This is a genomic window from Kineococcus anabasis, assembly GCF_054590795.1.
The window spans coordinates 727410-746503 of record NZ_BAAIHU010000002.1 but is presented as its reverse complement, the minus strand read 5'-3'; the positions used below and the strand labels follow the sequence as shown (position 1 = coordinate 746503).

Sequence of the window (19094 nt, the reverse complement as noted above, 5' to 3'; positions counted from 1 at the left end):
GGTCGGCGTCGGCGTCCTGCGGCTCCGGCGGCCGGGGTGCACGCGAGCCGGGGCCGGCCCCGGCCGGATTCCCGGCCTGACCGCCCCGGCGCGAACGGCGGCGCCGGGGACCCTCGGAAGGGTCCCCGGCGCCGGGTTCGATCAGAACTCGACCTCGGGCTCAGCGGGGGTGTCCACCCGCGGTCCGACGCCCAGCTTCTCCTTGATGCGCTTCTCGATCTCGTCCGCGAGGTCGGGGTTGTCGCGCAGGAACGCGCGGGCGTTCTCCTTGCCCTGGCCGAGCTGGTCTCCCTCGTACGTGTACCAGGCGCCGGCCTTGCGGACGAAGCCCTGCTCCACACCCATGTCGATGAGACCACCCTCGCGGGAGATGCCCTGGCCGTAGATGATGTCGAACTCGGCCTGCTTGAACGGCGGGCTGACCTTGTTCTTCACGACCTTGACACGGGTGCGGTTGCCGACGGGGACCGTCCCGTCCTTGAGCGTCTCGATGCGGCGCACGTCGAGGCGGACCGAGGCGTAGAACTTCAGCGCCTTGCCACCCGTCGTGGTCTCCGGCGAGCCGAACATCACGCCGATCTTCTCGCGGAGCTGGTTGATGAAGATGGCCGTGGTCTTGGAGTTGCTCAGCGCGCCGGTGATCTTGCGCAGGGCCTGCGACATCAGGCGGGCTTGGAGGCCGACGTGGCTGTCGCCCATCTCGCCCTCGATCTCGGCGCGGGGCACCAGGGCCGCCACGGAGTCGATGACGATGATGTCGAGCGCGCCGGAGCGGATCAGCATGTCCGCGATCTCCAGCGCCTGCTCACCGGTGTCGGGCTGGGACACCAGCAGCGCGTCGGTGTCCACGCCCAGCTTGGCGGCGTAGTCCGGGTCCAGGGCGTGCTCGGCGTCGATGAAGGCGGCGATACCGCCCGCGCGCTGGGCGTTGGCCACGGCGTGCAGGGCGACGGTCGTCTTACCGGACGACTCCGGGCCGTACACCTCGATGACCCGGCCGCGCGGCAGGCCGCCGATGCCCAGGGCGACGTCGAGGGCGATGGCCCCGGTGGGGATCACCTCCATCGGCGCGCGCACCTCGTCGCCCAGCCGCATGACGGAGCCCTTGCCGAACTGACGGTCGATGCTGGCGAGTGCGGCGTCGAGGGCCTTCTCGCGGTCTGCAGGAGCGGGCATGTCCTCACCTCAGGTTGAGCGGCCGGGTCGACGGCCAGCGTCTCGTTCGTCGGTTCCTCTCCGACATCCCCAGACGCTAGACGGCACCTCCGACATCACCTCCCGGCCGCGCCGGGCTGTGCACGGAGGGGTGTCTCAGGACCCCTGTGGACACCCCGAGCGTATCCGAACACGTGTTCGAGGGCGAGCAGCCGCACCGGCTCACGCCGGCCGGGTCATCGCCTCCATGATCCGCAGCGTGCCGCGGCGCGTGACGACCCGGCCCGCCAGCGACAGGACGCGGTTGACGCGGCCGGCGACGACGCTCGGCGGGGGGTCGCGCCGGTCCAGGGCGCGCAGCGCGGTGTCGACGACCTCCGCCGGGCTCTGGTGGCCGCGGGCGCCGTCGACGCGGGCGCCGAGCACGTCGAAGAACTCCGTGCTGGTGGCCCCGGGCGAGAGGGCGAGCACGCGCAGGCCGCTGCCGCGCGTCTCGCGCCACAGCGCCTCGGTGAAGCTGAGGACGAACGCCTTGGTGGCGCCGTAGACCGCCATGCCCGGCGCCGGCTGGTAGGCGATCGTGCTCGCGACGTTGACGAGCACGCCCGTGCCCGCCTCGCGCAGGCGCCCGACGAAAGTCCTGCTGAGGTCCACGAGGGCGGCGACGTTGACGGCGATCTCCTCCTGCACGCGGGCGGGGTCCTCGGCGTGGAACGGGCCGTGCGTCCCGAAGCCGGCGTTGTTGACGAGGCCGGTGACGCGCAGGCCGCGCCGGTCGACCTCGGCGGCCAGGGCCGCCCCGGCGCCGGGCGCGGAGAGGTCCAGGGCCACCGGGGTGACGCGGACCCCGTGCGCCGCGGTCAGCTCCGCCGCGAGCCGCTCCAGCCGGTCCAGGCGCCGGGCGACGAGGACGAGATGGGAGCCCCGGGCGGCGAGCTGGCGGGCGAACTCCGCCCCGATGCCGGCGCTGGCGCCGGTGACGATGGTGGTCTGCCCTCGGTAGTCGACTGCGCTCACGGGTGCCTCCGGTGCTCGGGATCGGAATGGCGGCACTCTGTGCCCTGGTGGCACTTAGTGTCAAGGCGGCACCTGATGTACCGTTCTGGCATGACGGGGAGCGGGGGCCTGCGCGAGCGCAACCGGCTGGCGGTGCGCCGCGAGATCGCCGAGACCGCCCTGCGGCTGTTCGCGGAGCAGGGTTTCGATGCGACGACCATGGACCAGATCGCCGCCGCCGCGGGGGTCGCCCGCCGCACGGTGTTCCGGTACTTCCCCACCAAGGAGGACGTCGTCGTCGCCCGGCACGCCGACCTGGGCGGGACCGTGCGCGCCGCGCTGGAGGCCCGCCCCGAGGGCGAGGACCCCTGGGAGGCGCTGGAGGCGGCGTTCACCGTGCTCGTCGAGGGCGGGACGTGGGACCCGCAGCGCGAGCTGGCCGTGGCGCGGATCTGCGGCACCGCACCGTCCCTGCGGGCGCACCGGCTGGAGAAGCAGCACCGCCTGCTGGAGGAGCTCGCCCCGGAGATCGCGCGCCGGATGGCGGCCGGGTCCGGGTCGCAGGCCCCGGCGGAGGGCGCGCGGGAGCAGGAGGCTCGGGCCCGGGCCCTGGTCTCCTCGGCGCTGGCGTGCCTGGACGTCGCCGTCGACGCGTGGGCGGCGGGCGGCGGCCAGGATGACATCACCGCGGTCTACGCCGACCTCGTGGCCGCCGTGCGCGCCTGAGGCCGGCCCCCGCGCAGGGGAACCGGCCTCCGGAGCAGCGGGGGGGGGTGTCAGCCCGCCTCGCGCACGTCGCCCTCGCCGCCCTCCGCCGGGTCGCGCAGCACGAGGAACAGCCCCGCGTACGGGCCCAGCCAGACCCCGAAGCTCTGCAGGTCGTCCACCCAGCCGATCTCCCCGCCCGTGGTGGCGTCGACGACCGCCAGGCGCGGGGTGAAGGAGTCCGAGCGCACGGAGCCCTCGATCGTCTCGCCCGTGAAGTTCAGCACCGTGACCTGCACGGGGGCGTCCACCAGGGTGGGGTCGCCGCCGTCGAGGCGGTGCACCATCACCAGCATCCCGGGGTGGGCGACGGGCGGGATGTCGATCTGGGTGGCCGTGGCGATGCCGTGCTCGGCGCGCACGGCCAGCAGCGAGCGCAGCCCCGACACGAACGACGTCTCCGACGCCAGCTGCGCCGGCAGGGAGCCGTACAGCGCCCGCCCGCGCGGCATGCCCGACGCCGACACCGTGGCCTCGGGGGCGACGTCCATGAGGTCGTGCGCGCCGCGTTCGATCCAGCGGGTGTCACCGGTGGAGATGAGGTCGGCCACCTGCCCCGCCGGCACGGGCAGCGTGCCGGTCAGGTCCCAGCCGGACAGCGCGAAGACGCCCGGCTGCCAGGCGTTGAACATCGCCATCAGCAGGTGCGCGCGGCGGATCGGCTCGACGTGCTCCTCGGTGATCTCGTCCAGGCTCCGCACGCCCTGGGTGGCGGCGATGACGGAGGCGCTGGTGCAGGCGATGCCGTTGGTCGTGAAGACCCGGTTGTAGTCGGCCTCGGCGGTCAGGTGGTGCAGCAGGTCGGCGCGGATCGTCTCCGCGAGCTGCTCCCCGGTGGTGTCCCTGCCGCGGAAGCGGTACGTGTCGGCGGCGTGCAGCGTGGCCCAGTGCACCAGCTCGTACGTCAGCTCGTCGTGGTTCTGCAGCGCGTGCACGAGGGACACCGGCTCCACCCCGAGCTCCAGGCTCGTGCGCAGGGTCAGCCGCAGGAACTCGGTGTCGCCCGTCGCGAGGGCGTGGTGGTAGGCGGGGCGGTTGACGAAGTCGTAGGACAGGTCCGCGCCGACCCGGCCGGTGTCGCGGATGTCCTCGATCGTCAGGTTGAGCTCCTGGAAGGTGAACCCCCCCACCTTGCGGACCATGCCCGCGATGACGTGGTTCGCCGCCTGCGACAGCGGGTGCCCCTCGGACCAGGCGGGCAGGCCCTCGGCGCTCTTCTCCACCCCGAGGAACCCGTTGGCGTCCAGGCGCAGCGCGTGGGTCCCCAGGTCCCCCAGGGAGTGCAGCGCGTCGCCGATGACCAGGCGCATGCCCGCGAACGTCGGGTCCAGCCAGTTGATCGAGGGCTGCCCCTGCTTGAAGTAGTGCAGGTACACCCAGCGGCGCACCCTGCCGTCGACACCGCGGACGGGGCCGGTGGCGCTCCAGTTGGTCTCCTTCACGCCCGGCGCGTAGAAGATGACGCGCTGCAGGGCGCCGATGATGTACCCGTGGCCGGCGAGCTGCGCCTCGGCCACGGCGTCGAGGTTGACCGCGTCCTGACCGGCCGGCACGTCGGGCAGCAGGTGCCAGTCCTCCTCGGGGATCTCCACCATGTGGTAGACCCCCGGGTAGTCCTCGTACGCCATCTCGGCGAGGCGGAAGTCCGCGCCCTTGCCGGTGTGGCCGGGCACGATGTCGTCGATGACGCTGCCGCCGTGGGAGTCGGCGACCTCGCACACCCGCCGGAACTCCGCCTCGGTGCCGAAGACCGGGTCGATGTGGGTGCTGATGCGGTCGAAGTGCCCGTCCACGCTGGGCGTGAGCTCCCAGCCGGTGATCCCGCCGGCCAGCTTCACCGGCCCCGTGTGCACCGCGTCGATGCCGATCTCCTGGAACGCCTGCCACAGCGCGTCGCTGCCCAGGGCGCCGAGGAAGGACTGCCCGGGCGGGGTGACGAGGGAGATCGGGTAGGCGGTGAACCACACCGAGGCCGTGGACAGCGCCCGGCGCGCGTCGGGCCGGGCGTAGGGGTTGCGCCACATGCTGGGCTGCCCGGAGAGCTGCCGGCTCAGGACGTCGGCGTCGGCCAGCATCGACTGCCCCACGAGCCACTGCACGTAGGTGGGGTTGGACCCGTCGGAGCGCCTCGGGTCCGCCCGCAGGATCCCGTCGCCGCGCAGCTGCGCGCGGGGGCGCAGCCGCTGGGGACGGGCCGGGTACCGCGACTCGTCGTACGTGATCTCCGTGGGGTCGTGCTCGGCGACCTCCACGGCCACGTCGTCCGGCTCCGCCGCCCCCGGCGTGCCGGCGGCGACGTCGCCGAGGCGGTCGTCGGTGGTCTGGCTGGTGCTGTGGCTCACGGTGCGGTCCTCGGGTTCGGGTGGTGCCTGGCGGCGGTCGCGGTCGGTGCGGCCGCAGCGCAGGAGGGCGCCGGCACCCTCCGTCCGCGTCCTCCCGTGCTCCGTCCTACCAGCGACGGGCTGCGCCGTCGCCTCGAAAGCCCGTCCGGGCCTCCCGCCGGCCACCCGTCAGGGCCGTGCGCCGTCCCGCGCGGCGTCCACCTCGGCCGGCGGGCGGACGACGGAGGCCAGCAGCGCCGACAGGCCCAGCAGGACGGCCACGGACAGCAGCGCCCGCAGCACCCCGCCGTGGTCGCCGAGGAGACCGACCAGCGGGGGGCCGGCGAGGAAGGCGCAGTACCCCACCGAGGCGACGACGCTGACGCGGCCGGCCGCCGCGCGGGGCTCGTCGGCGGCGGCGCTCATGCCGACGGGGAAGCCGAGGGAGACCCCCAGCCCCCACAGCAGCGCCCCGGCGAACGCCAGCGCCGGGGTGGGCGCGAGGACGAAGAGCAGGGTGCCGGCGATGCCGACGGCGGCCAGCGCCCGCACCACCGGCACGCGCCCGTGGCGGTCCAGCAGCGCCGGCCCGAACCAGCGCCCGGCGGTCATGGCCGCCAGGAACAGCGCCAGGGCCAGGGTGCCGACGGACTCGGGCAGGCCGTGCCCGTCGACGAGGGCCACGATGACCCAGTCGTTGCCGGCGCCCTCCGCGAAGGCGAAGGCCAGCACGAACACCCCGATCAGCAGGGTGCGCGGCTCCCGCCAGGAGGCCAGGGCACCGCGCCGCTCCCCCGCCGCCCCACCGGCGGACGCCGCTCCGTCGTGCGCGGCGTTGTGGTCGGGCAGGAAACCCCGCACGGCGAGCGGCACGACGACGGCCACGAGGACCGCGACGGCGAGCAGGTGCGCGGTCACCGGCACGCCCGCGGCGACGGCCGCCGCGCCCAGCAGCGCCCCGGCCACGGTGCCGATGCTGAAGCCGGCGTGGAAGCGGGACATCACCGAGCGGGCGAGGCGGCGCTCCACGACGGCGCCCTGCACGTTCATCGCCACGTCCCACGCGCCGTTGGCGAAGCCGAAGAGGAACAGGCCGACGACGAGGGGGGTGACGCCGGCGGGGTAGCCGGTGGCGACCACGGTCAGCCCGGCGCCCAGCAGCAGCGCCATCGCGGTGACCGTGCGCCCGGAACCGAGGCGCGCCACGACCGGGCCGGCGGCGGGCAGCGCCAGCATCGAGCCGGCGGCGATCGCCAGCAGCACCAGCCCCAGCCGGGAGGGCGTCAGGTCCAGGGCGTCGCGCACCTGCGGGATGCGGGAGGCCCAGCTGGCGAAGGCGAACCCGGAGCCGGTGAAGGCGGTGTAGGTCGCGACGGTGGCCGCGCGCAGGGCGGCGGGGGTGGGTGCGGTGCTCACCGGGACGGCTCCGGGGTCGGGTCGGGGGTCGGGTCGGGGGTCGGCTCGGGCGCGGGGGCCAGGGCGCGCGCCACGGCGGCGCGGGTGGCCGCACGCGGGGCGGGGTCGGTGGAGAGCATCCGGTGCATCACGAGGCCCTCGACGAGGGCGTCGAGGGCGCGCGCGACCGGCGGGTCGACGAAGCGCTCCAGCACGCGCCGGCTGGTCCGCATCCACTCCTCGGTGATCCGCCGCAGCGCCGGGTCCCGCAGCGCCGCGAGGTACAGCTCGTACGTCACGGCCCACTCGCGCGCGTCGGCGCCGGCGTCGGCGTGCACGAGGTCGGTCACCGCCTCGACCAGGTCCTCGCGGGTGCGCACGGCGGTGAAGTGCGCCGCGTAGGCGGTGGACATCCGGGCGGCGAGACGGGTGAAGGCCTGGGCGCGCAGGTCCTCCAGGCCGCTGAAGTGGTACGTCAGGGAGCCCAGCGGCACGTCGGCCGCCGCGGCGATGCGCCGGCTGGTGGCGCCGGCCACACCGTGGGCGGCGAGCACGTCGAGGGCGGCGTCGAGGATCCGCTCGCGGCGGTGCGGGTCGGAGCGGCGCTGCCGGGGCGGGGCGCTCACCCCGTGACCCGGCGCACGACGCGGGCGGGGTTGCCCACGGCCACGACACCCGCGGGCAGGTCCCGCGTGACGACGGCACCGGCCCCCACGACGGTGTCCGCGCCGATGGTGACGCCGGGGCAGACGACCACCCCGCCGCCGAGCCAGGCGTTGTCGCCGATGGTGATGGGCTCCCCCGCCTCCCACTTCGCGCGCCGCGGCCCCGGCTCGACGGGGTGCGTGGGGGTCAGCAGCTGCACGTGCGGGCCGAACTGCACGTCGTCGCCGACGGTGATGGCGACGACGTCCAGCGCGGTGAGGCCGAAGTTCGCGAAGCACCGCGCGCCGATGCGGACGTTGGTGCCGTAGTCGACGAAGAACGGGGGGCGGATGACGGTGCCCTCCCCCACCGCGCCGAGGAGGCGCTCCAGCAGGGCGCGGCGCAGGGGCTCCTGCCGGGAGGTGGTGGCGTTGTACGCGGACACGAGGTCCAGCGCCGCGGCGGAGGCCGCCGCGATCTCCGGGTCGTCGGCGAGGTAGAGGTCACCGGCGAGCATCCGCTGGTACATCGACCGGCGGTCCCCCGGGTCCCCCGGGGCGTCCGCGGCGGGGTCCGCGGGGTGCTGGGCACTCACGTGCGCGAGGGGTGCGGGGCGCTCATGTGTACGAGCGTACACAGCGATGTGTACGGCTGTACGCACGGGACCGCGTCGACGTGCACGGCGGCCGGGGGACGTCCCCCCAGCCGCCGGCGTGGCGCGTCAGGCGGGGACGCCCTCCACCGCGCGCTCGATCGTCGCGATGTCGATCCTGCGCATCCGCAGCATCGCCTCGGTGGCCCGGCCGGCGCGCTCCGGGTCCTGCATCAACTCCAGCAGCCGGAGCGGCGTCACCTGCCAGGACAGCCCGAACCGGTCCTTGAGCCAGCCGCACTGGCTCTCCTCACCACCGTCGGTCAGGCGGTCCCAGTAGTGGTCGACCTCGGCCTGGTCGGCGCAGTGGATCTGGAAGGAGACGGCCTCGGAGAAGGTGAAGTGCGGCCCGCCGTTGAGACCGACGTAGCGCTGCCCGTCCAGGCTGAACTCCACGACCATGACGCTGCCCTCCTCACCGGGCATCCCGGGCGGCGTGCGGGTCACGGACAGGACCTGCGAGTTCGGGAAGATGGAGACGTAGTGCTCGGCGGCCTCCAGGGCCTGGCCGTCGAACCACAGGCACGGGATCGTGGTGGGCATCGGTCGTCCTCTCTCACGCGCTCCCGGGGAGTTCCCGGTCGCAGGGATGGACCCCGGGGCGGGGCGGAACTCATCGGTCGGGTCGGCGGGAGGTGCGGATGTCCGCAGCGGCACGGGTACCGGAGCGGCTGCGCTGGGCGGTGGAGGTGCTCGGTGTGCGCCCCGGCGAGCGGGTGCTGGAGGTCGGCTGCGGCCGGGGGGTCGCGGCGGAGCTGCTGTGCGAACGGCTCCCCCACGGCCACCTGGTGGCGGTGGACCGCTCCGCGACCGCGGTCGCGGCAGCCAGGGCGCGCTGCGCCGCGCACGAGGCCGCCGGGCGGGTGGGCTTCCGCACCGCCGCCCTGGCGGACCTCGCGCCGCAGGACCTCGGCCCGCTCGACGCGGCGCTCGCCGTGAACGTCAACGTCTTCTGGACCTCCCCCGCACGGCGGGAGCTCGCCGTGCTGGCCGCGCTGCTCGCGCCGGCCGGGCGGCTGGTCCTGGTGTACGAGCCGCCAGGCCCGGACCGCACCACGACGGTGCGCGAGGCGGTGAGCGCGCACCTGGCGGCGGCCGGCTTCGGCTGCACCGCGCGCAGCGGCGGCACCTCCGGCTCGCTGCTCGCGGTGGAGGCGGTCCCGCGGGGCTGACCCGCGGGGCCGCCTCCACCGGCCCGGCGCGTCAGTCCGTGGCCGCCGCCGCGTCCAGCAGCAGGCCGACCGCGTCCTGCACGCGGCCCTCCAGCAGCGCCACGTCGGCGCGGGCGAACGGGTCCGCCACCGCCGCCGGGACGCCGTCGCCCTCCACCAGGTCCTGCACCAGCAGGCGCAGCACCCGCACGAACTCGCGCTCCTCCGCGGTGACCTCGCCGTCGGCCGCCGCGGCGCCGAGGCCCGCCGGCACCGCGGCCAGCTCCCGCAGCACCGCCGCCCGGTCGGCGACCGAGCCGTCCGGCGCCCACGACGGCGCGGCCAGCGCGCGGTCCACGGCCGCCGCGGCGGGCCCGCGCAGGGCCGTGCGCGCGGCGGCGAGGTCCTCGCGCGCCGAGCCGGTCCCGAGCCCCCAGCCGAACGGGAACAGCGGCGCGTAGTCCTCGTCCTCCACGTTGAGCGGCTGCTGTGCCTCGGTGCGCGGCCAGCTCACCGGCAGCTGACCGGTGAACGGCTCCCGCCCGTAGAGGACGTCGGCCACGCCGGCGCCCTCCGAGCCCGGCAGCCAGGACGCCACCACCGCGTCCGCCTGCGGCAGCAGGTCGGTGAGCACCTGGGTCCGGCCGGAGACCACGAGCACCACGCACGTGGGCAGCGCGGCGCACACCTTCTGCACCACCGCCCGGTCGCCGGCGTTCAGGCTGAGGCTCTTCGGCTCGCGCGGCTGACCGGCGTCGACGGGGTCGTAGGCCCACCGCGGGCCGCCCACGTCGCCGAAACCCTCCGCGTAGGGCGTCTCGCCGACGACCACGACGCCGACCTCGTGCCCGGCCGTCGGCGCGCTGGCGTCGGCGCTGAACGTGACGCGGTTGCGGGGGGCCAGCTGCCGCATGCCCTGCAGGATCGTGGTGCCCTCGGTGTGCCGCCCGCTCATGCCCTGCCAGGTGATGGTCCAGCCGCCGGCCTGGTTGCCGAGGTCGTCGGCGTTGCGCCCGGCGACGTACACCTTCGCCCCGCGCTCCAGCGGCAGCGCACCGCCGGAGTTCTTCAGCAGCACCTGCGACCTCGCCGCGGCCGTGCGGGCCAGCGCCCGGTGCTCCGCGGCCCCCACCTCGCCCAGCAGTCCCCGGTCCGCGAAGGGCCGCTCGAACAGGCCCAGCTGGAACTTCTTGGTGAGGATGCGGCGCACCGCGTCGTCCACCCGGGCCTGGCTCACGCGCCCGGCGCGCACCTCGGCCAGCAGCGTGCTGTGGAACTGCGCGAAGTTGTTGGGCTGCATGAACATGTCGACGCCGGCGTTGACCGAGGTGCGGACGTTGTGCGCGAACTCGCCGCCGATGTGGTCGATGCCGTTGTAGTCGCTGATGACGAACCCGCCGAAACCCTGCCGGTCCTTCAGCCAGCCCTGCAGCAGCTCCCGGTGCCCGTGCATGTTGACGGGGTTCCCGACCCCGTCGTCCGTGAAGTCCACGGAGGAGTACGACGGCATGACGGACCCGGCGTTCCAGCGCTCCACCGCCGGCACGTACGGGGACAGGTCGATGCGCTCGAAGTCCGCGCGGCTGGTGACGGTGATGCCCTGGTCGATGGGGTAGCCGCTGCCGTGCGCCTCCGGGTCGTCGCCGGTCCCGTACCGGGTGTCCCCGTCGCCGGCGAAGTGCTTGACGGTGGCCAGGACCTTGTCGCGCCTGGCGAGGTCGCTCGTGCCGTTGCCCTGCAGGCCCTCGATGGCCGTCTCCTGGGTGATGACGAGCGCCGGGTGCTCCCCGTACGCCTCGTAGGCACGGCCCCACCGGTCGTCGCGCGCGACGCACACGCACGGCGCGAACGTCCACGGGACGCCGATGGCGCGGGTCTCCACCGCGGTGGCCGCCTGGGCGGCACGGGTCAGCTCCGGGTCGCGGGCGGCGCCCATGCCGACGTTGTGGGGGAAGATCGTCGCGCCCTGCACGTTGTTGTTGCCGTGCACGGCGTCGATGCCGTAGACGAGCGGGATCTGCAGGGGTGCGGCGAGGGCGCGCGCCTGGTACCCGTCGATCATGTCGGCCCACGCCGCGGGGTCGTTCTCCCGGGGCGTCGAGCCGCCGCCGGAGAGCAGGGACCCCAGGCGCAGGTCGGTGATCTGCTGCTGCGTGGTGTCGACGGCGGCCCGCTCGGCCTGCGTCATCTGCCCGACCTTCTCCTCCAGCGTCATCCGCTTGAGGAGGTCGTCCACCCGGCGGCGCACGGAGCGGGAGGCGTCGAGGTAGGGGAACCCGTGGGCGTTGACGACGATGGTGCCGGCGCTGCCGGTGCGCACGCCCGGGGTGTCGGAGGAGAGGACGAGCGGGATGGTTTCGGCCTTCTCCGGCGCCCTGTTGGAGTACACCTGCACGCCGAAGGTGCGGCGGGTGCCCGAGGTCGCCCCCGCGGGGAACGTGACGGTGCCGCGGGCGGGGACGTAGTCCTGCTTGGGCAGCGCCGTGCCGCTCCCGGTGGACCAGGAGACGGTGACCGGCTTCCCCAGCGTTCCGCCGCCCTCCACCGCGAGGGTCACGGCAACGTTTACGACCTGGCCCTGGGGCGTGAGGTAGACGGCCCGGTCGGTGCTGACGGTGACGTCCCCGGGTGCGGCGGCGGCGGGCAGGGCGGTGGCGAACGGTGCCGCGGACAGCACGAGGGCACCGGCGGCCAGGGCGACGAGGGACGTGCGGCGTCGGGGAGCGGGTTCCAGAGGGCGGGAGAGGGGCACGAGCGGTCCTCCTCGATGAGGTACGCGTCGGGTCGCGGCAGCGGGGCGCGCGTCGTCGGGCGCCCGTGTCCGTCCGCAGGTGCGCACATCCTCACGCAGGGTGGTGGGTGGCGCAAGGACCGGTCCCGCCGCTGTCGGGGTGTCCTGCGATGCTCCCCGGGTGCGACGCCAGGTGTTCGACTCCCGGCCGGTGCGGCGCGTGCAGCGGCACCCCGACGCGGGCGAGGTCCCGGAGCGGTGGCCGTTCACGCTGGCGCCGGTGGCGCAGCTGCTGCGGGACGGGCTGGACCTGCCCGCCGGGGTGACGTTCCTGGTCGGGGAGAACGGCAGCGGCAAGTCGACGCTGGTCGAGGCGGTGGCCGCCGCCGCGGGCCTGAACCCTGAGGGCGGCAGCCGCTCGGCGCGCTTCGCCACCCGCGCCAGCGAGTCGGACCTGCACGAGGTGCTGCAGCTCGTGCGCTCCCCCGGTGCCCCGCGGGGGGCGTTCTTCCTGCGCGCGGAGACGATGCACGGGATGTACACGTACCTGGAGCAGCTCGGCGGAGGCCCGCCCGGGCCCGCCCTGCACGAGATGAGCCACGGGGAGTCGTTCCTGCAGGTGCTCTCCGACCGGTTCGACGAGCCGGGGTTCCACCTGCTCGACGAGCCGGAGTCCGCGCTGTCCTTCACGTCCTGCCTGGCGCTGGTGGCGGTCCTGCAGCGCCTCGCGGAGGCGGGCGGACAGGTGCTGTGCGCGACGCACTCCCCGCTGCTGGCGGCGCTGCCGGGGGCGCACGTGCTCCAGCTCGACGAGGACGGGTTCGCGCCGGCCGCCTGGGAGGACCTGCGCCTGGTGCAGCACTGGCGGGGTTTCCTGGACGACCCCCGCCGCTACCTGCGGCACGTCCTGGGCTGAGCCGCACAGGTGGTTTCGTCAACGACAGTTGACGACCGGCGGTTCGTCAACCATCATTGACGCATGACGGACACCCACGCGGTGCTGGACTCCAGCACGAGCAAGGACCCGGCCGTGGGCCTGCGCGCGGTGGCGGCCCTGCGCCGCCTCGCCGAGGACTTGGAGGACCTCCAGGTCGCCGGCGCCCGCGGCCAGGGCTGGTCCTGGGCGGACATCGCCGCCGCCCTCGGCGTCACCAAGCAGGCCGTCCACAAGAAGCACGCGGCCCGGGTGGCCGCGGCAGAGCGGAGGTCGTGATGTTCGAGAGGTTCACCGATACCGCCCGCGGCGCCGTCACCGGCGCGCAGGAGGAGGCCCGCGCGCTGGGGCACGACGCCATCGGCGCGGAACACCTGCTGCTCGCGCTCGCCGCCACGCCGGACGCCCCCGGTGCGGCGCGGAGCCCCGCCGCCGAGACCCTGCGGCGCCTCGGCGTCGACCACGACCGCCTGCGCCGGCACCTCGCCGCCGGTCCCGACGCCGACGCGCAGGCCCTGCGCAGCATCGGCGTGGACCTCGACGCCGTGCGCCGCTCGGCCGAGGAGTCTTTCGGCCCCGGGGCGCTCGACCCCGGCCGGCGCCGGCGCCGGCGCGGCGGTCTCCTGCAGGTGCTGGCCCCGGGCCACCTGCCCTTCACCGACGCCGCCAAGGCGGTGCTGGAGAACTCGCTGCGCGAGGCGCTGACCCTGCACCACCGCACGATCGGCACCGGGCACCTGCTGCTCGGCCTGCTGCACACCGAGCACTCCCCCGCCGCGCGGCTCCTGCTCGACCTCGGGGTCCCGCCGAGCGAGGTCCGCTCGGCGGTGCTGGCGCAGCTGGGCACCGCGGCCTGAACCCGCCCGGGGACCCGGACCTGCGGCCACGCGCAGAACCCGGGCCGGACGGAAATCCGGTCGACCCCGGCACCGGGCGCTGGCACGGTGCCGGGATGCGCGTCCGTCCCGAGGTGCCCGCCGACGCAGGCGCCGTCGCCGCCGTCCACACCGCCGCCTTCGCCCCGCCCGGGGCACGGCCCGGGGTGGCGGCCGACGTCCCGGAGGCGCGGCTCGTCGCGCAACTGCGCCGCGACGGGGACACCCTGCCCGCGCTGTGCCTCGTGGCCGAGCACGGCGGCAGCGTCGTCGGGTCGGTGGTGTGCAGCCGCGCGAGCCTCGGCGGGCGGCCGTGCGTCGCGCTCGGCCCCCTCGGGGTGCTCCCCGCGCACCAGGGCCGCGGGGTGGGCTCGGCGCTGGTTCGCGCCGCCCTGGCCGCCGCCGACGACCTGGGCGAGCCGGCCGTCGTGCTGCTCGGCCACACCACGTACTACCCGCGCTTCGGGTTCCGGCCCGCGGCGGGCCTCGGCGTCGTGCCGCCCGTCCCGGAGTGGGCCCCGCACTTCCAGGTGTGCCCCCTCACCGCGTGGCACCCGGGGGCGGGCGGGCTGTTCCGCTACGCCCCCGCGTTCGGCCGCCTCTGAGGCGCCCGGGCGCGCCGGCTCCGGGCGACCGCACCCGGCTGGTGCCGGGAGGTCGCGCGGGTACCTCCCCCGGGGGCGACGTCGAGACCTGGTAGCAGCGTGGGCAGCCCGGCGCCCCGTCCCGGGCGGAGGGGGGTGCCGGCACCCCCCTCCCGGTAGGGCCTGCACCGTGTACAGCGGTGAGAAGGCGGGCCCACGATGGTCAGCACGTGCAGCACCGCACGAACCGGCGGCCGGGCCGCGCGCGCCGGGGGGCGGCGGTCGCCCGCCCGTCCGGGGCGTGACCGGAGGAGGAACCGTGAGCGGTGCAGCGCGAGAGGTCAGCACGTTCGCGACAGGCGGGGCGTTCTTCGAGTCGCCCCGGTGGCACGTCGGGCGGCTGTGGGTGTCCGACTTCTGGCGGCGGCAGGTCGTGGCCCTGTCGCCGGGTGGTGGCAGCGAGACCGCCGCCACGGTGGAGGGGTCCCCCTCCGGGCTGGGATGGGCGCCGGACGGCGACCTCCTCGTCGTCTCCATGCTGGGCCGCACGGTGCTGCGGGTCCACGGGGGCGAGGTGACGCCGCACGCCCAGCTCCCCGACGTGCCGGGACCGCAGGCCAACGACATGGTCGTCGACGGCTCCGGTGGTGCCTACGTCGGCACCGTGGACTTCGCGGGCTTCGCGGAGCGCCCGGCGACGTGCCTGGTGAGGATCGAGCCGGACGGCTCGGCGTCGCTCGCCGCGGACGGGTTGTCCTTCCCCAACGGGATGGTCATCACCGCCGACGGGGCCACGCTCGTGGTGGCGGAGTCATGGGCGCAGCGTCTCACCGCCTTCGACATCGGTGCCGGTGGCGCCCTGACCGGTCGCCGCGTGTGGGCGGAACTGCCGGAGGGCTGCGCGCCGGACGGGATCGCCCTCGACGCCGAGGGCGCCGTCTGGCTGGCCGACGCGGCGGGGCACCGGGCCCTGCGCGTCCGCGAGGGCGGCGAGGTCCTCGAGGAGGTCGCCGTCCCGGGCGCCGACGTGATCGCCTGCGCCCTCGGCGGGCCGGGAGGGGACGCGCTCTTCCTGTGCACCACGCCGGACTTCCGCCTGCCCCCGCAGGATGCGGCGCGCCTCCTGCCCGCGCAGGTCCTCACCTGCCGGGTCGACGTGCCGGCGGCCGCAGGCGCCGGGCAGACACCCGAGGGGGTGGCGTCGTGACGTACGGGAGGGACCCCCGCGTCGACGCGTACATCCAGCGGCTCCCCGCGTGGCAGCAGGAGGTGTGCCGGACCGTGCGCGACCTCGCGCACCGGGCCGATCCCGCCGTCGAGGAGACGATCAAGCGCACCGACCGCCCGTACTTCGTGCTCGAGGGCAACGTCTGCGCCCTGCAGGCGGCGAAGGACCACGTCAACGTCTTCCTCTACGACGGCGGGATGGTCCCCGACCCGGAGGGCATCGTCACGGGCGGGCACCTGAACACGACGGCGCGGACGGTCGCGGTGGGCGCCGGCGCGAGCGTCCCGTCGGCGGCGCTCCTCACGGTGTTGCGGGGGATCGTCGCGAACAACCGGGCCGGTGGCTGGCGTGCGCTCCGGCGCAGGGCCCAGAACCCGTCGTGACCGCGTGGGCGGGGCATCCCACCGGGCTGCCCGGGCCGGCAGCACCCGAGGCGCCCGGGCGCGCCGGTGCGAGGATCGGGCATGGTCCCCGACGTGGTCACCGTCCACACCGCCTCCCTCGACGCCGGGGCGCTCGGAGCCGTCCGCGCGCTGCTGGAGGCCGCCTTCGGCGGGGACCTCGCCGCCGAGGACGTGGAGCACGCCCTGGGCGGCCTGCACGTCCTCGTGCGCGAGGAGGGTGACCTGGTCGCCCACGGCGCGCTCGTGCAGCGCAGGGTGCTGCACCGCGGCCGGGCGCTGCGCTGCGGCTACGTCGAGGCCGTCGCCGTCCGCCCCGACCGGCGCCGCCGGGGCCACGCGGCGCAGGTGATGACCGAGGTGGAGCGCGTCGCGCGCCGCGCGTACGACCTCGGCGCCCTCTCCGCCTCCGGCGCCGGGGCCGACCTGTACCTGCGCCGCGGCTGGCTGCCCTGGCGCGGCCCGACCGCCGTGCTCGCCCCGGACGGCCTGCGCCGCACCCCCGGGGAGGACGGCTCCGTGTACGTCCTGCCCGCCGCGGCGGAACTCGACCTCGACGTCGGGCTCGCCTGCGACTGGCGCGACGGCGACGTGTGGTGACGCGCCCGCGCGGACCACTGGGTTCGGGGACGCGGGGCGGTCAGGACAGCAGCAGCCGGTCCAGGCGCCGTGCCGCGAACGTCAGCCCGCCCACGCCCATCACCGCGAACACCGCGGCGTGCACCAGCAGCCCCCAGCCCACCTCGCCCAGCATCAGGCCCCGCTCCAGCTCCACCGCGTGGTATAGCGGGGTCGCCTGCACCACCCACTGCAGCGCCGGCGGGTACGTGCTCAGAGGGTAGAACGTCGCCGAGAACAGGAACATCGGCAGGATCGCCAGCGTCACGAACTCGAAGTCGTGCCAGGAGCGCATGAACGTCGTCGCCGCCATGCCGACGCCCGCGAAACCGAACCCGATCAGCGCGGCGGCGGGCAGGGCCAGCAGTCCCCACCACGAGGTGATCAGCCCCGCCACGAGCAGCACCAGCACGAACGCCAGCGCCGAGGACAGCCCCCGGATCAGCGACCAGGCGATCTCCGCGACGGCCACGTCCCACGGCCGCAGCGGCGTGGACAGCACCGACTCGTAGAGCCTGGAGTACTTCAGCTTGAAGAACACCCCGAACGTGGCGTCGAACACCGCGCCGTTCATCGCCGTCGACGCCAGCAGCGCGGGCGCCACGAACGCCGCGTACGGCACCTCCCGCCCCGAGGGCAGCGCCACCGCGCCCACGAGGGCGCCCAGGCCGACGCCCATGGACAGCAGGTAGAACACCGGCTCGAAGAACCCGCTGGCGAACTGCAGCCAGTACCGGCGGGCCGACAGCACGTTGCGCTCCACCAGGCGCCGCGCCAGGACCGCCCCCGCGGGGAACGGCAGCGAGCGCGCCAGGGAGCGCAGCGGGCCCGGGGCGGGCGCCGCGGCCTGCGGGGTCGACGTGGGTGCGCTCACCGCAGCAGCCTCCGTGCCATCGCGCGCCGGGCCAGGACGGTCCCCGCGACCGCCCACACCAGCAGGTAACCGACGTGCAACGCCGCCGAGGCGGCGTCCGGCGCCCCCAGGCTCAGGTCCCGGCACAGGTCCACCCCGTGCCACAGCGGCGTCAGGTACGCCAGCCACTCCAGCGCCACGGGGAGGTTCTCCACCGGGAAGAACGTGCCGGAGAACAGGAACAGCGGCGTGACGACGAGGCGGAACAGCAGGATGAAGTTCACGTCCGTCTCCTGCCCGGCCGAGAACGCGAACACCGGCGTGGCGTGCGCCAGCCCGCACAGCACCGCCACCGGCAGCGCCAGCAGCGCCCACGCGGACGGCACCGCACCCAGCGCCGCGGCCACCGCGAGGAACACCACCGCCGTCATGAGGATGCGGACCGCGATGTACCCCAGGTGCCCCAGCACCACGTCCAGCGCCGTCAGCGGCGTCGCGGTCATGGCGTGGTACTGCCGCTGCCACTTCACCGCCATCATCACCGGGAACGTCGAGGACATCACGCCCGTCTGCATGGCGCTGGCGGCCAGCACCCCCGGCGCCACGAACGCCACGTACGGCACGCCCATCGCGGCACCACCGGAGCCGGCGTCGACGAGGGCGCCCAGGCCCAGGCCCATCGAGGCCAGGAACAGCGCCGGGGCCAGGAAGCTGCTGATCGCCGAGCCCAGCCAGTTCCGGCGGTAGTTCACCAGCCAGAACGAGAACGCCCGCCCGGCGAAGGCGCCCGGCCGCGGCCGCCGGTGCGGCACGGCGGGGCGGGGAGGGTGCGCGGTGGAGGTCATCAGTCCACCAGCGTCCGGCCGGTCAGGTGCAGGAACACGTCCTCCAGCGTCGAGCGGCGCGTCAGGGCCGAGACCACGTCGATCCCCCGGCGCTCCGCCTCCGCCGCCACGGCGTCCGCGTCGTCGGTGTACACGAGCACCCGGTCCGGCAGCACCTCCGTGCGCTGCGCCCCGTGCGCCAGCAGCCTCGCGGCGGCGGCCAGCTCCTCCGAGCCCGGCTCGGCGGCCAGCCGCAGCTCCAGCACCTCCCGCGTGGAGTACCGCCGGATCAGCTCGCGCGGGGAGCCCTCCGCGACGATCCGGCCGCCGTCCATCACGACGAGCCGGTCGCACAGCTGCTCCGCCTCGTCCATGTAGTGCGTCGTCAGCACCAGCGTCACGCCCTGCCGCTTCAGCCGGAACAACCGGTCCCACAGCACGTGGCGCGCCTGGGGGTCCAGGCCCGTCGTCGGCTCGTCCAGCAGCAGGATGTCCGGGTCGTTCACCAGCGCGCGGGCGATGGTCAGGCGGCGCTTCATGCCCCCGGACAGCGGCTCGACCTTGTCGTCGGCGCGGTCGGTGAGCTGGGCGAACTCCAGCAGCTCCGCGGCCTTCGCCCGGGCCTGCGCCCGGGAGAGCCCGAAGTAGCGGGCGTAGACGGTCACGTTCTCCCGCACCGTCAGCTCCTCGTCGAGGGTGTCGCGCTGCGGCACCACCCCGATCCGCCCGCGGATCAGGGAGCCGTCCCGGACCGGGTCCATCCCGAGGACGCGCAGGGTGCCGGCGGTGGGCGGGGAGACGCAGCCGACCATCCGCATCGTGGAGGACTTGCCCGCACCGTTGGGCCCGAGGAAGCCGAAGGCCTCCCCCGGCGCGACGGCCAGGTCGATGCCGTCGACGGCGGTGAAGTCCCCGAAGCGCTTGACGAGGCCGCGCGCCTCGATCATGGGGGCGGTGGTGGGCCGG

20 protein-coding genes are annotated in these 19094 nt (G+C 75.3%); 9 read left to right on the top strand and 11 right to left on the bottom strand.

The window, feature by feature from the left end; all coding sequences use genetic code 11:
- Positions 1-141: 141 nt before the first annotated feature.
- Positions 142-1176 (bottom strand): recombinase RecA, encoded by a 1035-nt coding sequence (recA, locus tag ACYQBY_RS06835; protein WP_459643063.1) that lies wholly within the window; start codon positions 1174-1176, stop codon positions 142-144.
- A gap of 201 nt (positions 1177-1377) precedes the next feature.
- Complete coding sequence (locus ACYQBY_RS06830; RefSeq protein ID WP_459643062.1) at positions 1378-2172, bottom strand: SDR family NAD(P)-dependent oxidoreductase; 795 nt, start codon at positions 2170-2172, stop codon at positions 1378-1380.
- Positions 2173-2262: 90 nt separating this feature from the next.
- On the opposite strand from ACYQBY_RS06830, the gene ACYQBY_RS06825 reads away from it, so the two are divergent.
- Positions 2263-2877, top strand: a complete 615-nt coding sequence (locus tag ACYQBY_RS06825) for a TetR/AcrR family transcriptional regulator (protein ID WP_459643061.1) — start codon at positions 2263-2265, stop codon at positions 2875-2877.
- A 50-nt stretch (positions 2878-2927) separates the two neighbouring features.
- On the opposite strand, the gene treS is transcribed toward ACYQBY_RS06825, so the two are convergent.
- From treS to ACYQBY_RS06800, 5 genes are all read right to left on the bottom strand, one after another.
- Positions 2928-5174 (bottom strand): maltose alpha-D-glucosyltransferase, encoded by a 2247-nt coding sequence (gene treS, locus ACYQBY_RS06820; RefSeq protein ID WP_459643134.1) that lies wholly within the window; start codon positions 5172-5174, stop codon positions 2928-2930.
- A 252-nt stretch (positions 5175-5426) separates the two neighbouring features.
- On the bottom strand, positions 5427-6653 hold the full coding sequence (locus ACYQBY_RS06815) for an MFS transporter (protein ID WP_459643060.1): 1227 nt from the start codon (positions 6651-6653) through the stop codon (positions 5427-5429).
- Positions 6650-7258 (bottom strand): TetR/AcrR family transcriptional regulator, encoded by a 609-nt coding sequence (locus ACYQBY_RS06810; RefSeq protein WP_459643059.1) that lies wholly within the window; start codon positions 7256-7258, stop codon positions 6650-6652. Before ACYQBY_RS06810 ends, ACYQBY_RS06815 begins: the two co-directional genes overlap by 4 nt.
- Positions 7255-7806 (bottom strand): sugar O-acetyltransferase, encoded by a 552-nt coding sequence (locus tag ACYQBY_RS06805; RefSeq protein ID WP_459643133.1) that lies wholly within the window; start codon positions 7804-7806, stop codon positions 7255-7257. Before ACYQBY_RS06805 ends, ACYQBY_RS06810 begins: the two co-directional genes overlap by 4 nt.
- A gap of 192 nt (positions 7807-7998) precedes the next feature.
- The gene (locus tag ACYQBY_RS06800) at positions 7999-8472 is read right to left on the bottom strand and encodes a VOC family protein (protein WP_459643058.1); all 474 of its coding nucleotides are present in this window, start codon (positions 8470-8472) and stop codon (positions 7999-8001) included.
- Positions 8473-8570: 98 nt separating this feature from the next.
- On the opposite strand from ACYQBY_RS06800, the gene ACYQBY_RS06795 reads away from it, so the two are divergent.
- Positions 8571-9101 (top strand): SAM-dependent methyltransferase, encoded by a 531-nt coding sequence (locus ACYQBY_RS06795; RefSeq protein WP_459643057.1) that lies wholly within the window; start codon positions 8571-8573, stop codon positions 9099-9101.
- Between the two features lie 31 nt (positions 9102-9132).
- On the opposite strand, the gene ACYQBY_RS06790 is transcribed toward ACYQBY_RS06795, so the two are convergent.
- Complete coding sequence (locus ACYQBY_RS06790) at positions 9133-11832, bottom strand: glycoside hydrolase family 3 N-terminal domain-containing protein (protein WP_459643056.1); 2700 nt, start codon at positions 11830-11832, stop codon at positions 9133-9135.
- 160 nt (positions 11833-11992) lie between these two features.
- Here ACYQBY_RS06790 and ACYQBY_RS06785 point away from each other — a divergent pair, with 160 nt between their 5' ends.
- From ACYQBY_RS06785 to ACYQBY_RS06755, 7 genes are all read left to right on the top strand, one after another.
- Complete coding sequence (locus ACYQBY_RS06785; RefSeq protein WP_459643055.1) at positions 11993-12727, top strand: AAA family ATPase; 735 nt, start codon at positions 11993-11995, stop codon at positions 12725-12727.
- A 63-nt stretch (positions 12728-12790) separates the two neighbouring features.
- Complete coding sequence (locus tag ACYQBY_RS06780; protein WP_459643054.1) at positions 12791-13024, top strand: RNA polymerase subunit sigma-70; 234 nt, start codon at positions 12791-12793, stop codon at positions 13022-13024.
- Positions 13024-13602 carry a Clp protease N-terminal domain-containing protein gene (locus ACYQBY_RS06775; RefSeq protein ID WP_459643053.1) on the top strand — a complete coding sequence of 193 codons (579 nt, stop codon included), beginning with the start codon at positions 13024-13026 and terminating at the stop codon, positions 13600-13602. The genes ACYQBY_RS06780 and ACYQBY_RS06775 overlap by 1 nt, the downstream gene beginning before the upstream one ends.
- 95 nt (positions 13603-13697) lie before the next feature.
- On the top strand, positions 13698-14225 hold the full coding sequence (locus ACYQBY_RS06770) for a GNAT family N-acetyltransferase (protein ID WP_459643052.1): 528 nt from the start codon (positions 13698-13700) through the stop codon (positions 14223-14225).
- Between the two features lie 298 nt (positions 14226-14523).
- Positions 14524-15411: an SMP-30/gluconolactonase/LRE family protein gene (locus ACYQBY_RS06765; protein ID WP_459643051.1), complete on the top strand. Its 888-nt coding sequence runs from the start codon at positions 14524-14526 to the stop codon at positions 15409-15411.
- Positions 15408-15815 (top strand): DUF1801 domain-containing protein, encoded by a 408-nt coding sequence (locus tag ACYQBY_RS06760; protein ID WP_459643050.1) that lies wholly within the window; start codon positions 15408-15410, stop codon positions 15813-15815. The genes ACYQBY_RS06765 and ACYQBY_RS06760 overlap by 4 nt, the downstream gene beginning before the upstream one ends.
- 81 nt (positions 15816-15896) lie before the next feature.
- A complete protein-coding gene (locus tag ACYQBY_RS06755) occupies positions 15897-16433 on the top strand; it encodes a GNAT family N-acetyltransferase (RefSeq protein WP_459643049.1) in 537 nt (178 codons plus the stop codon).
- Positions 16434-16473: 40 nt separating this feature from the next.
- Here the strand turns inward: ACYQBY_RS06755 and ACYQBY_RS06750 are convergent, their stop codons facing one another.
- The 3 genes from ACYQBY_RS06750 to ACYQBY_RS06740 are packed head-to-tail and all read right to left on the bottom strand — an operon-like array spanning position 16474 to position 19075.
- The gene (locus tag ACYQBY_RS06750) at positions 16474-17325 is read right to left on the bottom strand and encodes an ABC transporter permease (RefSeq protein WP_459643048.1); all 852 of its coding nucleotides are present in this window, start codon (positions 17323-17325) and stop codon (positions 16474-16476) included.
- Complete coding sequence (locus ACYQBY_RS06745; protein WP_459643047.1) at positions 17322-18149, bottom strand: ABC transporter permease; 828 nt, start codon at positions 18147-18149, stop codon at positions 17322-17324. Before ACYQBY_RS06745 ends, ACYQBY_RS06750 begins: the two co-directional genes overlap by 4 nt.
- Positions 18149-19075 (bottom strand): ABC transporter ATP-binding protein, encoded by a 927-nt coding sequence (locus ACYQBY_RS06740; protein ID WP_459643132.1) that lies wholly within the window; start codon positions 19073-19075, stop codon positions 18149-18151. Before ACYQBY_RS06740 ends, ACYQBY_RS06745 begins: the two co-directional genes overlap by 1 nt.
- Positions 19076-19094 lie beyond the last annotated feature (19 nt).

Coding starts and splice junctions, on each gene's coding strand:
- ACYQBY_RS06780 (WP_459643054.1), top strand. CDS start 12,791: ATGACGGACACCCACGCGGTGCTGGACTCCAGCACGAGCAAGGACCCG.
- recA (WP_459643063.1), bottom strand. CDS start 1,176: ATGCCCGCTCCTGCAGACCGCGAGAAGGCCCTCGACGCCGCACTCGCC.
- ACYQBY_RS06825 (WP_459643061.1), top strand. CDS start 2,263: ATGACGGGGAGCGGGGGCCTGCGCGAGCGCAACCGGCTGGCGGTGCGC.
- ACYQBY_RS06800 (WP_459643058.1), bottom strand. CDS start 8,472: ATGCCCACCACGATCCCGTGCCTGTGGTTCGACGGCCAGGCCCTGGAG.
- ACYQBY_RS06770 (WP_459643052.1), top strand. CDS start 13,698: ATGCGCGTCCGTCCCGAGGTGCCCGCCGACGCAGGCGCCGTCGCCGCC.
- ACYQBY_RS06775 (WP_459643053.1), top strand. CDS start 13,024: ATGTTCGAGAGGTTCACCGATACCGCCCGCGGCGCCGTCACCGGCGCG.
- ACYQBY_RS06745 (WP_459643047.1), bottom strand. CDS start 18,149: ATGACCTCCACCGCGCACCCTCCCCGCCCCGCCGTGCCGCACCGGCGG.
- ACYQBY_RS06755 (WP_459643049.1), top strand. CDS start 15,897: ATGGTCCCCGACGTGGTCACCGTCCACACCGCCTCCCTCGACGCCGGG.
- ACYQBY_RS06740 (WP_459643132.1), bottom strand. CDS start 19,075: ATGATCGAGGCGCGCGGCCTCGTCAAGCGCTTCGGGGACTTCACCGCC.
- ACYQBY_RS06795 (WP_459643057.1), top strand. CDS start 8,571: ATGTCCGCAGCGGCACGGGTACCGGAGCGGCTGCGCTGGGCGGTGGAG.
- ACYQBY_RS06805 (WP_459643133.1), bottom strand. CDS start 7,806: ATGTACCAGCGGATGCTCGCCGGTGACCTCTACCTCGCCGACGACCCG.